This window comes from Idiomarina piscisalsi (genome assembly GCF_003987095.1).
Classification (GTDB): Bacteria; Pseudomonadota; Gammaproteobacteria; order Enterobacterales; family Alteromonadaceae; genus Idiomarina; species Idiomarina piscisalsi.
Genome location: NZ_PIQA01000011.1, coordinates 98,797 through 112,793, shown reverse-complemented (window position 1 = coordinate 112,793; position 13,997 = coordinate 98,797). Strand labels below are relative to the sequence as shown.

14 protein-coding genes are annotated in these 13,997 nt (G+C 48.2%); 13 read left to right on the top strand and 1 reads right to left on the bottom strand.

The window, feature by feature from the left end:
* Positions 1 to 71 precede the first annotated feature (71 nt).
* Both spoT and CWI73_RS09835 read left to right on the top strand, forming a co-directional pair.
* Positions 72 to 2,177: a bifunctional GTP diphosphokinase/guanosine-3',5'-bis pyrophosphate 3'-pyrophosphohydrolase gene (gene spoT / locus CWI73_RS09840; protein WP_126752626.1), complete on the top strand. Its 2,106-nt coding sequence runs from the start codon at positions 72 to 74 to the stop codon at positions 2,175 to 2,177.
* A gap of 1 nt (position 2,178) precedes the next feature.
* Positions 2,179 to 2,571 (top strand): RidA family protein, encoded by a 393-nt coding sequence (locus CWI73_RS09835; protein WP_126752625.1) that lies wholly within the window; start codon positions 2,179 to 2,181, stop codon positions 2,569 to 2,571.
* A gap of 8 nt (positions 2,572 to 2,579) precedes the next feature.
* Here CWI73_RS09835 and CWI73_RS09830 read toward each other — a convergent pair whose 3' ends face one another.
* A complete protein-coding gene (locus CWI73_RS09830; protein ID WP_053953303.1) occupies positions 2,580 to 3,920 on the bottom strand; it encodes a Na+/H+ antiporter NhaC family protein in 1,341 nt (446 codons plus the stop codon).
* A gap of 135 nt (positions 3,921 to 4,055) precedes the next feature.
* Between CWI73_RS09830 and CWI73_RS09825 the strand changes: the two genes are divergently transcribed.
* From CWI73_RS09825 to tatC, 11 genes are all read left to right on the top strand, one after another.
* Positions 4,056 to 5,279, top strand: a complete 1,224-nt coding sequence (locus CWI73_RS09825) for a hypothetical protein (protein WP_126752624.1) — start codon at positions 4,056 to 4,058, stop codon at positions 5,277 to 5,279.
* Complete coding sequence (locus CWI73_RS09820; RefSeq protein ID WP_126752623.1) at positions 5,279 to 5,833, top strand: hypothetical protein; 555 nt, start codon at positions 5,279 to 5,281, stop codon at positions 5,831 to 5,833. The genes CWI73_RS09825 and CWI73_RS09820 overlap by 1 nt, the downstream gene beginning before the upstream one ends.
* A complete protein-coding gene (locus CWI73_RS09815) occupies positions 5,833 to 6,756 on the top strand; it encodes a cation diffusion facilitator family transporter (protein ID WP_126752622.1) in 924 nt (307 codons plus the stop codon). The genes CWI73_RS09820 and CWI73_RS09815 overlap by 1 nt, the downstream gene beginning before the upstream one ends.
* 68 nt (positions 6,757 to 6,824) lie before the next feature.
* A complete protein-coding gene (gene trmH / locus CWI73_RS09810; RefSeq protein ID WP_126752621.1) occupies positions 6,825 to 7,508 on the top strand; it encodes a tRNA (guanosine(18)-2'-O)-methyltransferase TrmH in 684 nt (227 codons plus the stop codon).
* 9 nt (positions 7,509 to 7,517) lie between these two features.
* Positions 7,518 to 9,599 (top strand): ATP-dependent DNA helicase RecG, encoded by a 2,082-nt coding sequence (recG, locus tag CWI73_RS09805; RefSeq protein ID WP_126752620.1) that lies wholly within the window; start codon positions 7,518 to 7,520, stop codon positions 9,597 to 9,599.
* Between the two features lie 42 nt (positions 9,600 to 9,641).
* Positions 9,642 to 10,397, top strand: coding sequence for a bifunctional demethylmenaquinone methyltransferase/2-methoxy-6-polyprenyl-1,4-benzoquinol methylase UbiE (gene ubiE / locus CWI73_RS09800; RefSeq protein WP_126752619.1), 756 nt, complete (start codon positions 9,642 to 9,644; stop codon positions 10,395 to 10,397).
* Positions 10,397 to 11,002, top strand: a complete 606-nt coding sequence (locus CWI73_RS09795; protein WP_126752618.1) for a ubiquinone biosynthesis accessory factor UbiJ — start codon at positions 10,397 to 10,399, stop codon at positions 11,000 to 11,002. The genes ubiE and CWI73_RS09795 overlap by 1 nt, the downstream gene beginning before the upstream one ends.
* Positions 11,002 to 12,660: a ubiquinone biosynthesis regulatory protein kinase UbiB gene (gene ubiB / locus CWI73_RS09790; RefSeq protein ID WP_126752617.1), complete on the top strand. Its 1,659-nt coding sequence runs from the start codon at positions 11,002 to 11,004 to the stop codon at positions 12,658 to 12,660. Before CWI73_RS09795 ends, ubiB begins: the two co-directional genes overlap by 1 nt.
* Before the next feature lie 20 nt (positions 12,661 to 12,680).
* Positions 12,681 to 12,905: a Sec-independent protein translocase subunit TatA gene (gene tatA / locus CWI73_RS09785; protein WP_058578461.1), complete on the top strand. Its 225-nt coding sequence runs from the start codon at positions 12,681 to 12,683 to the stop codon at positions 12,903 to 12,905.
* Entirely contained in the window at positions 12,906 to 13,256 is a 351-nt protein-coding gene (gene tatB, locus CWI73_RS09780; protein WP_053953292.1) for a Sec-independent protein translocase protein TatB, read from the top strand.
* On the top strand, positions 13,253 to 13,996 hold the full coding sequence (tatC, locus tag CWI73_RS09775) for a twin-arginine translocase subunit TatC (protein WP_126752616.1): 744 nt from the start codon (positions 13,253 to 13,255) through the stop codon (positions 13,994 to 13,996). Before tatB ends, tatC begins: the two co-directional genes overlap by 4 nt.
* Position 13,997 lies beyond the last annotated feature (1 nt).

Genomic DNA, 13,997 nt, shown 5'->3' with positions numbered 1-13,997 from the left:
GTTGGCAAATCTCGCAAATCCCCTTATTCTGAAAGTATATCCATTGTCCAGTCTTAACTGGGGAGTTCTCGGTGTACCTATTTGAAGGTTTAAAAGCGCAAATTAGCGAGTATCTGCCGTCCGATCAGGTGGACAGAGTGGCGGAAGCCTTTGTCGTGGCTAATGATGCTCACAGTACACAGAAGCGCAGTAGTGGTGAACCTTATATTACCCATCCTGTGGCAGTAGCCAGCTTACTGGCCGATATGCGGTTAGACTGTGAAACTATTATGGCGGCGTTGTTGCACGACGTTATAGAAGATACCGAAACCAGTCAGGAAGATCTCGCCGAGCAATTTGGCTCAACTGTTGCAAGTCTTGTAGAAGGGGTTTCTAAGCTCGACAAACTGCAATTTAATTCCAAAGAAGAGGCGCAAGCGGAAAACTATCGCAAAATGATAATGGCAATGGTGCAGGACATTCGCGTAGTTTTGATAAAACTCGCGGACAGAACGCACAACATGCGTACCATTGAGCACCTGCGTCCGGACAAGCGTCGCCGCATTGCGCGAGAAACCTTAGAAATTTACGCGCCACTGGCTCACCGGCTGGGCATTCACGACATTAAAAATGAGCTTGAGCATTTAGGCTTTTGGGCGCTTTACCCATGGCGCGCTCGACTGCTTGAGTCTGAAGTTAAAAAAGCGCGGGGTAACCGTCGTGAATTTACGGATCGGGTAAAAAGCGAGATAAGCTCTCGCCTGGAAGGGAATAATATCAGTGCTCGAGTGCTGGGCCGCGAAAAGCATCTGCACAGTATTTACCGAAAAATGCAGACCAAAGAGCTCAAGTTCGAAGAGGTTATGGATATTTATGCGTTCCGCGTCATTGTTGATAGCGTGGACACTTGTTACCGAGTTCTGGGCGCACTGCATAACCTCTACAAACCTATAGAGACACGCTTTAAAGACTATATTGCCATTCCTAAATCGAACGGTTATCAGTCATTGCATACCTCATTAAAAGGTCCGCATGGTGTACCTGTCGAAATCCAAATTCGTACCGAAGAAATGGACTTGATGGCTGACCGTGGGGTTGCTGCTCATTGGATGTATAAGAAAACTGATGACTCCGGCACCACCGCACAGGTGCGGGCTCGCAAGTGGATGCAGAGCCTACTGGAACTGCAGCAAAGCGCGGGGAACTCATTCGAATTTATTGAAAGTGTTAAGTCGGACTTATTCCCGGAAGAAATTTATGTATTCAGCCCGGACGGGCGTATTACCGAGCTTCCGCAGGGAGCGACAGCAGTCGATTTTGCCTACGCAGTGCATACCGACATTGGCAATACCTGCATTGGTGCGCGAGTCAATCATCGTGCTTACTCGCTGAGCAAACCGCTGGAAACCGGACAAACGGTGGAAATAAAAACGGCACCGAATTCGCGTCCGAATATTGCCTGGCTGAACTTTGTGGTAACGGGCAAAGCTCGTGCGAAAATACGTCAGTATTTGAAAAGCCAGGAAGCAGACGAAGCCCAACAGTTGGGTGAGCGTTTACTTCGCTCAGCACTTGGACCTGTCAGTTATGATGATATTCCTGAGTCTGAATTTGATCGTGTACTAACGGACACCAAAGTCGCGTCGAAAGAAGAATTGTTGAAGCAAATTGGTCTGGGCAACTTAATGTCTATTGCTATAGCGAAACGACTGTTGGGTGAGTTACAGCCATTAAAAGACGAGAATGCTTCTGAAAAGAGCCTTTCAATTAAAGGGGCGGAAGGCTTGCTGGTTAGCTTTGCTAAATGCTGCCGACCTATTCCGGGCGATGACATCATTGCTCATGTCAGTCCCGGTAAAGGCTTGGTCATTCATCGCCGCGAGTGTAAAAACGTGCGCGGTCATGAGGATGATCCGGGACGTTACTTCCCTGTTGAGTGGGATAACAAACCAGAAGCGGAATTTATTTCTGAAATTAGAATTGAAATTATTAACCACCAAGGCGTTTTAGCCCGGTTAACTTCTTCAATAGCGACCACCGGTTGTAATATTGACGGACTGAAAACAGAAGAAATTGACGCCAATATTTACTTTATCGATGTCGCATTAACGATAAGAAACCGGAAACATTTAGCGGATGTGATACGTCATATTCGTAAAATGCCGGATGTTCAGCGCGTGACGCGCTTAAGGAAGTAGTATGTCAAAAGTCATTATTTCTACCGATAACGCACCTGCTGCTATTGGCACTTATTCGCAGGCGGTAAAAATTGGAACAACTGTGTACCTGTCTGGGCAAATTCCATTGGTACCGGACACTATGGAGCTGGTTAGCGAAGACTTCACTGCACAAGCGGAGCAAGTTTTTAAAAACCTGACCGCTGTCTGTGAAGCTGCCGGAGGCGAACTGCAGGACATGGTTAAGTTGCAAATTTACTTAACCGATTTGGGCGAGTTCGCTATTGTGAATGAAGTGATGGCGAAGTTCTTCAAAGAACCTTACCCAGCCCGTGCAGCTATTGGCGTGAAGCAATTGCCAAAAGGCGCACAGATTGAGATAGACGGCATTTTAGAGTTGCCGAGTACTAACTAATTTAAGGGTTACACCGATTCTGGCGCTGGCTCTCTGTCTTCCAGCGGGCGGCGCCAAATAATAATAGCAATAGCCACTGTTGCGAGAATAAAGCAGTAACCGGTGTGAATACTCACTGACAACGGTGATATCTTGAAGCTTGCGCCCATTAATAAAGCTTGCGCACCATAAGGCAACGCACCTTGCACAACACAAGCAAAAATATCCAATAGGCTCGCGCTTTGACGTGGCGCTAAATTACCAATTTTTGCCAGTCGTTTACTCACTTCACCTGCCAGGAGAATGCTGACCGTATTGTTGGCAACACATAGGTTAGTTAATGCTGTCAGGCCAGCGATGCCGATGGCTGAAGCACGTTGTTTGTGCTTGCTGACTTTATTCGCTGCCGCTTCGACGAACTGAGCCAGGAATGCTAAACCACCCTGCTGGCGAATAAGCGCAGATAGCCCCCCAATAAGCAATGATAGTAAGAAAATTTCCTGCATGCTTTCAAAGCCTTTATAAATGTCCTGACTAAAGGCAACCCACTGGTAGTCCACCGTGAACATGCCGAAAGCTGCCGCCAGGACAATTCCAAGCCCAAGTACTGCAAAAACGTTCAACCCCATAACCGCCAGTACGATGATCGCGAAGTAAGGCAGTGAGAGCCAAAGGTTGGCATCAGGAATTTTCAGAGGTGCTTCGCTGGTGTCGTAAGTTACTAACCACAAAATAGTGACAATAGCCGCTGGTATTGCAATTTTTAGGTTTGCACGGAACTTGTCGCGCATCGTACAGCCTTGCGTGCGTGTTGCGGCAATGGTGGTGTCCGAGATAATTGACAGGTTGTCACCAAACATCGCACCACTCACTAGTACACCGGCGAGCAGCGGCAAACTGATATCGGTGGCCTCACCAATACCCAGTACTACCGGAGCTAAGGCAGCCAGGGTTCCCATTGACGTCCCCATTGCTGTTGAAATAACCCCGGCAATAATAAACAGCCCGGGTAGGAGAAACGCCGCCGGAATAATGCTGAGCCCGAGTGCCACCATAGCATCCACGCCTCCGGTCGCTTCTGCAACTGTGCTAAACGCACCCGCAAGAAGGTAGATAACACACATGGTAATGATGTTATTGTCACCGACACCGGCAACGAAGGTGTTAATTCTCTCTTCAAAGGCCTGCTTACTCAGTAGTATGCCCAGCACAATAGCGGGCAAAATGGCGACAGGACTTGGTAGCTGATAAAAGGCGTACTCGACCCCTTCGTTTTGGAAGTACAGGCCGGTGCCTAAAAATAGCACGAGGAATAACGCCAAAGGCAGGAGTGCTTTTGCGCTTGCCGGCTGCGGCGACGAATCTGTCATAAACTACCCTTTATTTTTATTTGGACGTCCAGAAGCTTATCCGTCCATTGGTTTTTGTGCAACACTTTTTCTGCAACACGAAAGTAATGCATTGATTGTGACCACAGTGGTATATTTTTGCAAAAGGAGGCGTTTATGGATCAGTTTTTTGGCCGGGCGTATGTGTTTATCCCCTGCTATTTGGACGGTAAAGAGCTAAAAGGCAGTGAAACTGAAAAAGGTTCTTATGTCAGTGAAATTGCCGACAGGTTTTCAGAGGAAATTTCTAATCGTAGCTGGAATCAGTTTGAACGTGGGACGCTAGGCCGCTTTTCATTTAATTTTCATGGTGAAAGCGAAAAAGATACCAACTGCGAACAGCTTCCGGGCGATGTGTATTTCACGCTTAACCAACGCACTCAGCTATGTATTTTGACCATTGTGTTTGGTGTTACTGGTGAGCCGATAACTCAGCTACTCGACAGAGTATCGCGTGAAGGTATTGAAATAACTGACGGCGACGAGCGTAATGCTAACTTTTATGCGTATTTAAAGAAAAATCATGGCTTGCAGGTATCTGGCAAGGCGCGAGTTTGTCTTAGTACCGGACGAAAACTGCCAGAAACCTTAAAGCCGTCGATATTTGCCAACGAAATGTATGAGTCTGACGTAATGGAGTCGGCGGGGTTGCTACCAACCTTTGGAAATGGCGGTTGGCAGGACAATATAGCGGTTTACAACAGCAGTGAAATTTACGCCAGTAAGACAACGGTACTGCGATACGATGACAACCTGGACAGGGATGATCCTGAGCTGTCCGGCACATCAGTAAAGGCTATTCGACGCGACTTAATGCTGACTTTTATTATTGAGTTGCTTATGTTCAGAGAGGCGTCTATAAAACGTGCGAACTTGCGAGTGACTCATTCAATTCAAACCGATGAGGAACTGGAGCTGGACGACATTAATGACTTAATGGGCGATTTTAAGTCAGCAATTTTGTTCTGGGATCTGGATATATTTTTATACCCCTCAGCGCAGCAATTGGCTGACAGTTTATTCGAAAAGTTCGATATTGATCGTTCGCTGGAAACGTACCGAAAGAACCAAAGCTTCCTCGAACAGCGAGTAAACCTGTCGAATGCTGCGCAGGCAGAAAAAGAAACCCGCACGATAAACTACATTGCTATTATCGTGTTCTTTTTCGAGGCGGTGCCGTTACTATTCGTGTTAGCTGAATCACTTATCCAGAAAAAGCCGCTTAATATGCTAGCGATATATTCCGGGATAGCTGCGATTAGTGTTAGTTTTGTCTTATTTGTAGCGATTTTGGGCATTGTAAGAATGCGTCGGCTCACCAAAAAAGCGGTACGAAGTTAATGCAAGAAAAACAGTTAAGCCCCGGCTTTTTCACCTATGCAGAATTACAGGGAATGGGCTACACCGTTGATGACATTGTTGAAAAAACCGTCGCGCTATCAGCCGATGATATTTCCGGCTATGACTCGCAAGATAACGAGAGTCAGTATTGGTTAAAGCATCGTCGGAACAATATGTCATTGTTTGTTTGTGCTATGCAGGGTGACACTATGTTAGGCCACTTCTCAGCCATGCGCGTAAAAACAGATGAAACAATGGCGTTTTTAGAGGGGAAGTGCTCTGAGACTGAGTTCACCGTGGTTTCAGGGCAGGATGCTCAAACAGCACCGCACTATGTTTATATTAGCGCCGTCGTGGTGACGAAGACGTTGCGAAACAGTTCTGTTGCAATGAAACTCATACGCCAGGGGTATCGTCTCTTGAATCAGTATTTAAAGGAAACCCCGCAAGCTAAGGGGATTTTTGCGGAAGCCTACTCGGAAGAAGGGCGAAGACTCTGCGAACTCTTCGGTATGAACAATATCTCAGCAAATTTTTATCGTAAGGATAGGTAATGTTCAGTAAAAAGCTCGACCCGGAGTTAGAGTCACAACTGTTATCGTTATCGGTCTTGGCCTCGTTGTTCTTCACGGTGTCGGGTATTGTGGTTGGGCTGTTAACCGGTTCGTCAGTGGTGCTTTTTGACGGCTTGTATTCGGGCATTAGTTTATTGCTATCTTATTTGTCGCTCATTGCTGCTAAAAATGTGAATGCCGACGACAGCGCATCTTTTCCTTACGGTAAAAGCGCTATCGAACCTTTTTTAGTCGGTGTTAAATACCTCACGTTAATTGTCTTATGCGTGTACTCTGCTTTTGCCGCCGCTTTTAATATCGCCGCTGGTGGCAGTGACGTGAACATCGATGTGGCGCTGGTGTATTCGCTTATCTCCTCGGTTGTCTGTGCGGGTGTCTACTTTTATTTTAAAAAAGCCTCAGCCAATTTGGAGTCAGACTTGGTTCGCTCTGAGTCTTACGAATGGTTCCTCGATACCATTTTGTCCACGGGCATATTTATCGGCTTTGTTGGTGCGCTAATACTCATGCGTGTTTCGATGGAAGAGTGGGTGCCCTATATAGATCCGGTCTTAGTGTTGGTGGCGTCACTTGCGTTTATTGCTACTCCGCTGAAAGGCTTAATCCAAAGTGCGAAAGAACTCATCGGTTTTCAGCCGAAAGGGAAGTTAGTTAAGCAGTTAAACCGTATTGTGGAAGAGGTCGAGAGAGAAAATAATTTCGACTCGAGTGTGGTTCGCATTCAAAAAGTAGGTCGCACTGTATTTTTGGAAATTGACTTTATTGTTAGACCCGACGACTTTTCTGTCACGGTCTTACGACAGGATGCCATTCGCGAAAAAATACACAGTCAAATTATAAAGCTAGGGTATCGCTGGTGGTTGACGGTCGCCTTTACTAAAGACGAGAAATGGGTCGCTTAACTGCGGTTAGGACTGATTCATCGACTCAGGTATACTGCTAATAATTAGTTCTTTTTTGAAAAAATGCAATGAGTCCTGAACGCTATTTAAGAATTAACCAAATGCTCGATAAACGCCAGCCTGACTTAACGGTCATTATGGAGAACGTTCATAAGAACCATAACTTATCTGCGGTAGTTAGGTCGGCTGATGCGGTAGGTGTGCATGAAATGCACGCCGTATGGCTTACGAAGAAAGCGCGATTGTCAGGTGGCACAGCGCTTGGCAGTCAGAACTGGGTGAAAATTCATAATCATAAGTCGATGGATGATGCTATTAGCACAGTCCGCGAGCAGGGTATGCAAGTTGTGGTTACGCATTTATCAGAGCACTCGGTCGACTTTCGGGACATTGATTACACCAAGCCGACAGCTATTTTGCTGGGGCAGGAGAAGTACGGTGTGACTGAGCAGGCGTTGGCACAGGCCGACCAGCATGTGATGATACCTATGGTCGGTATGGTGCAATCTTTGAATGTTTCGGTGGCGGGTGCGGTGATGTTTTATGAAGCACAGCGACAGCGTGAACTGGCCGGTATGTATCAGTCGCCTCAAATTAGTGCGCAAGAGCGTCACCGGGTGCTTTTTGAAGGCGGGCATCCTATTTATGCGAAAGCGTGTAAGCGCAAAGGCATTGACTACCCCGAACTTGACGACGGTGGGCAAATTATTGCGAACGACAGTTGGTGGCAAGCTATGCGGGAAAAACGGTAAGGGGGCATTGTGCCGGAAAACGGGCTGCACCGAATTCCATTAACGGTGCTAAAAGGCGTTGGAGACAAAGTAGCGGTTAAGCTGAAAAAACTCGGGCTTGAGTCTGTCAGTGACGCTTTATTGCACCTGCCGCTTCGTTACGAAGATCGTACCCGCATTGAATCAGTCGCTCAGTTGCGACAAGGGCTGTCGACGAATGTTCTGGTCACTGTGCGCCATGCCGATATTAAATATGGCCGACGTCGTATGTTGATATGCCAGGCGTCTGATGACACTGGCAGTATTACATTGCGGTTCTTTCAATTCAGTGCCGCTCAGTTAAAGCAGTTTGCAGCCGGGACAAAAATTCTGGCATTTGGTGAAGTGCGCCGGGGCATGACCGGCTGGGAAATGATTCACCCGGAATACAAGGTGATGCGGGGCGACGAGGCCATGCCCACCGAAGATACGCTGACACCGGTATACCCCATGACTGAGGGGGTCACTCAAGGGTTGCTAAGAAAGGTCATCGAACAAGCGCTCAGTTACTTAACACCGGGCGCCTTACCCGAACTACTTCCCAATACGTTACAACCGCATCATTTGTCCTTGGAACAAGCGATCTTAACGCTTCACAAGCCTCCAACAGATGTGTCTCTGCAAGCGCTTGAACAAGGTGAACACCCTGCTCAGCAGCGTCTGGCGATGGAAGAGCTTATTGCTCATCAGTTAAGTATGTTGCAACTGCGCCACTCGAAACAGCAACAAGCCGGATTTAAAGTCACCGGAACCGGGCGTTTAACCCAGCCCTTTTTAAGCCAGCTTCCGTTTTCTCCGACTAATGCACAGCAGCGTGTCGTGGGTGAAATTACTGGTGATATGGCACAGGGAGCCCCCATGATGCGGCTTGTGCAAGGCGATGTCGGCTCAGGTAAAACACTGGTGGCGGCGCTGAGCGCATTAGCCGCTATTGAAGCGGGCTACCAAGTGGCGTTGATGGCACCGACGGAGCTGCTTTCAGAGCAGCATGCGATTACGTTTGAGCAGTGGCTAAGCCCGCTGGGTGTCAATGTTGCCTGGTTAAGTGGTAAGTCGAAAGGTAAACGCCGCAGCGAGCTACTTGAGCAATTAAAAGCCGGCAATATTCACTTGTTGGTGGGCACGCATGCGCTGTTCCAAAACGACGTGGAATATAAAAACCTGGCGTTGGTGATTATTGACGAGCAGCATCGTTTTGGGGTGCATCAACGGTTACAATTACGTGAGAAAGGCGTGCAAGCGGGTGTGCATCCGCATCAATTAATTATGACAGCAACGCCAATACCAAGAACCCTGGCCATGACAGCCTATGCGGATTTGGCCACGTCCATCATTGATGAACTGCCGCCGGGGCGAACCCCGGTGACAACGGTGGCGGTGCCGGATACACGACGACAGGACGTAGTCGAGCGCGTGCGGGACGTGTGTCAGAGCGAAGGCCGGCAAGCGTATTGGGTGTGTACGCTTATTGAAGAGTCTGATGTATTGGAATGCCAGGCAGCGGAGGACACCGCTAACGATCTTCAAGAGCAATTGCCGGGGTTAAATATCGGATTAGTGCATGGCCGCCTCAAGCATGAACAAAAAGAACAGGTTATGCAGGCATTTAAGGCGGGTGACGTTGATCTTTTGGTGGCAACAACGGTTATTGAAGTCGGAGTGGATGTCCCCAATGCGTCGTTGATGATCATTGAAAACCCAGAGCGTTTGGGGTTAGCGCAATTGCACCAGTTGCGTGGGCGAGTTGGGCGAGGGTCGGTTGCCAGTCACTGTGTGTTGCTTTATCACAGTCCGTTGTCGCAAACGGCTCAGCAAAGGCTCGGCGTCTTGCGTGAAAGTAACGACGGCTTTGTGATTGCCCAGAAGGATTTAGAAATTCGTGGACCGGGTGAGTTGCTTGGTCATCGACAGACCGGTTTGGCGGCATTGAAAGTGGCGGACTTAGAGCGTGACGAGCCGCTTATTCCGGAAGCTCAGCGAATTGCTGAAATTGTATTGAAAGAGTATCCGCAAAGCGCAAATGCGCTGATTGAGCGGTGGTTACCAAGGCGTGACCACTATGCTCAAGTGTGAACATCAAGTACACTACAGGAAATTGAGTTCGGGACAGTTTGAATGAACGATAGAAAAGACGATTCGATAGATTTTGGTTACCAAAAAGTGGCCAGAAGTGAAAAGAAAAACCTGGTCGCCAACGTGTTCCAGTCGGTAGCGTCAAAGTACGATGTCATGAACGACTTAATGTCATTTGGCATTCATCGGCTGTGGAAACGTTACACCATTGACTGCAGCGGTGTTCGAAAAGGCATGAAAGTGCTGGATATTGCCGGTGGCACAGGCGACTTAACCGCACAGTTTTCGCGTCGGGTGGGACCGGAAGGCGAAGTGGTGTTAGCGGACATTAATGACGCTATGTTAAAAGTTGGCCGCGACAAACTGCGTGACAGAGGTGTTGTTGGCAACGTGCGTTATGTGCAGGCAGACGCGGAAGAGTTGCCGTTTGACGACAATACCTTTGATGTCATTACCATTGCTTTCGGTCTGCGTAATGTGACCGACAAAGGCAAAGCGTTGAGCTCTATGTTGCGTGTTTTAAAGCCTGGCGGTCGACTGTTAATTCTGGAGTTTTCTAAACCTGTATCAGCCACCTTAAATCAGGTGTACGACTTTTACTCGTTTAATATACTGCCCAAAATGGGGCAGGTGGTTGCGAATGACGCCGATAGTTATCAGTATCTGGCGGAATCGATCCGTATGCATCCTGATCAGGACACTCTAAAGTCGATGATGGAAACCGCCGGCTACGAAAAAGTCGACTATCAAAATATGACAGGCGGTGTTGTCGCTCTGCATAGAGGATATAAGTTCTAATGACGTTATTACCGCTATTGCCAACGGTTCTGTTTGAGAAGTTAGCAAATTCGCTGTTAAAAAAAGACGCGCAAAGCTCTGAAAGACTGCGCCGTTTAGCAGGTAAACGGGTTCGGCTGAAACTTAAAGAGTTGCCGTTTACAACCACCGTTAGTGTGGATGAAGCGGGTATTTATATCAGCACGGCGGATAGCGATGACGTTGACTGCTGCATAAGCACTGAACTTGGCGTTTTACCGGAACTGCAGGATACCGCCAATTTAACGCGTCTAATTAAGGCCGACCAGCTCGATATTGACGGTGACCCTATGCTGGCGCAACAGCTGGTGGGCTTGTTTAAGTCGTTAGAGGTCGACTGGGAAGCCGAATTGGCGAATACGCTCGGAGATGCCCCCGCACATTGGTTCATGAAACTGTGGCACAAAAGTCGAAGCCACGTCGAGAAAAGGTTGGAAGAAAGTAAACGTTGGTTTAGAGGCGTTGTCACAGATGAGAAACAGTTGCTTCCAACGCGCGAAGAATTTAATGAATTCAAAGACAATATGCAGCAATTGCGTGCAAAGGTAGAGCGCCTGCAAAGGCAGTTCGGGGAAAGGAAGAGCTAATGCGGACTCGGCGTTTTTACAAAATCACTAAAACCTTACTGACTTATGGGCTGGATGACTTAATTCCGGCTCGTTGGCTGCCCTGGACGATACGCCTGGGTCGTCATGCGCTATTTTGGATGCCGAATAAGCACAAAGACAAGCCGGCTGGGGTTCGCCTAAGGTTGGCATTGGAGCAGCTGGGACCTGTTTGGGTTAAATTTGGTCAAATGCTTTCGACACGCCGGGACTTACTGCCGCCGGACATTGCTATTGAGCTGGCGCGCCTGCAGGACAAGGTACCGCCATTCGACGGCGAAGCCGCACAGAAAATTATAGAGAAGTCATTAAACATTAATAGCATTGATGAGTGTTTTATCGACTTTAATACGACGCCATTGGCTTCAGCGTCCATTGCGCAAGTTCATACTGCGAAGCTGCAACAAGCCGACGAGGTTGTTGATGTCGTCATTAAAGTTATTCGGCCAGACATTCGGGAAACCATTCATGCTGACCTTGAGCTGATGGAAACACTGGCTTCTGTGGCGGCGCGACACCTGCCCGACGGGCGTCGTCTAAAGCCCAAAGAAGTGGTTAAAGAATACCGTAAGACATTGCTGGACGAGTTGGACCTATTGCGTGAAGCTGGCAATGCGATTCAGCTTAAGCGCAATTTTGAAAACTCTGACATGCTGTATATCCCGGTAGTTTACAGTGACTACAGCCGCCATAACGTAATGGTGATGGAGCGTATTGACGGCATACCGGTGAGCGATGTTGATACTCTGCGAGCCCGTGGTGTCGATATGAAAAAGCTGGCCGAGCGCGGTGTTGAAGTGTTCTTTACACAAGTCTTCCGCGACAGCTTCTTTCACGCCGACATGCATCCGGGCAATATTTTTGTGGCCAAAGACGATCCGCTGCACCCACGCTATATTGGTATCGATTTCGGTATTGTCGGCACGTTGAATCGGGACGACAAGCGCTATTTGGCGGAAAACTTTTTGGCCTTTTTTAACCGCGACTACCGCAAGGTTGCCGAGCTGCATGTTGATTCCGGCTGGGTACCCCGCCACACTAACATTGAAGAGTTCGAATCGGCTATTCGCACGGTTTGTGAGCCTATCTTTGAAAAGCCATTGGCGGAAATTTCGTTCGGACATGTGCTTATTAACCTGTTTAATACCGCCCGCCGGTTTGAAATGGAAGTGCAGCCGCAGCTAGTTCTGCTGCAAAAGACGTTGCTTTACATTGAAGGCTTGGGGCGTCAGCTGTACCCGGAACTCGACTTGTGGAAAACAGCAAAGCCATTCCTTGAGCGTTGGATGAATGAGCAACTCGGCTGGCGTGCCGTGGTGCGCTCGGTAAAAGAAAATGCGCCTTACTGGGCGGAGAAAATGCCGGAAATACCGAACATGATTTACGAGAGCCTGCGTCAGTATCAGACTCAACCCAAACAGAACGACCGTCGATGGGAAGCGCAGCTCCGCGCGCAACGACAGGCCTCAACGTCAACCTTCTGGACCTTGTTAAGTGCCAGTGGACTCATTTGTACCACGTTATTATGGACTGACTCAGAATTGTCGGCGCCAACCATAGGCTCTGGTATAATTACAGTATTGTTAGCTGTTATAGCCTGGCGAAGCCGGCCGAAAGCATCGAACGGCGAATTTAACTAAAAACGATTATAGGAAAGCACATGGGTATATCACCTTGGCAGTTACTGATTCTGCTCGTTATTGTTGTTTTACTGTTTGGCACCAAGCGCTTGCGCAATATGGGCTCCGACTTGGGTAATGCCGTAAAAGGCTTCAAAAAGTCAATGAACGACGAAGCCGATGACAAGGACAGCAAAGATAAGAAAAAAGAGTCGCTGCAGGACAAAGAGCAACATGACGACTCGGATACATCCGGAAAGTCGTAAATGTTCGATATTGGCTTTTGGGAGTTATTGCTGATAGCAATTGTCGGGCTGCTGGTACTCGGTCCCGAGCGGCTCCCCTCTGCCATTCGTGGTTTCCAGCGTATGCTCAGTGGTGTTCGCCAATACACGCAAAAAGTCCAAAGTGAACTTGACCACGAACTTCGTATTAAAGAGTTACATGAGCACTTAAAGCAGGCCGAGAGTCAGGATCTCGAAAACCTTAGCCCAGAGTTGCAACGTTCGCTCGTCGAACTGAGAAATGCCGCCGCCGACGTTCAGCGCCCCTATTCTAAAAAATCCGACGACTCTAATTCATCGAACACGTCAGATAAAAGCAAGGATACTGAATGAGTGACTCACCGTTACTGAATCACTTGCTGGAATTGCGCAATCGACTGTTGCGGTCGGTGTTAGCTGTACTGGTTGTCTTTGCGGCACTGGCGTATTTTGCGAACGACCTTTATAACTTGTTGGCTCAGCCCTTGTTAGTGGCGCTACCCGGCGACTCGCAAATGATAGCGACTGACGTTGCTGCACCGTTTTTCACGCCGTTTAAACTCACCTTTGTTGTCGCACTGGCACTCGCCATTCCCTATTTACTTTGGCAGCTCTGGGCCTTTATTGCACCGGGGCTCTATCGCAAAGAAAAACGTTTAGTAGTGCCGCTGCTTATTAGCAGCACTTTGTTATTTTACGCTGGTGTAGCCTTTGCGTATTTTGTTGTTTTACCCATTGCTATGGCGTTCTTTACCGGTGCGGCTCCCGAAGGCGTTACGGTTGCAACGGATATCAGCCGTTATCTCGATTTTGTGTTGGCCATATTTATGGCTTTTGGCATTGCTTTTGAAACACCTGTCGCCATTATGTTGTTGATATGGAGTGGTGTCAGTACTCGCGAATCGTTGGCACGTAAACGGCCTTACATTATTGTTGGGGCGTTTACTGTCGGCATGCTGTTAACGCCTCCGGATGTTATTTCGCAAACCTTACTCGCTATTCCAATGTGGTTACTGTTTGAGCTGGGCTTGCAAATAAGCCGTTGGTATACACCGTCTCAGTCGAACGATAAAGAAACCGCTGATGAGGCTTAAC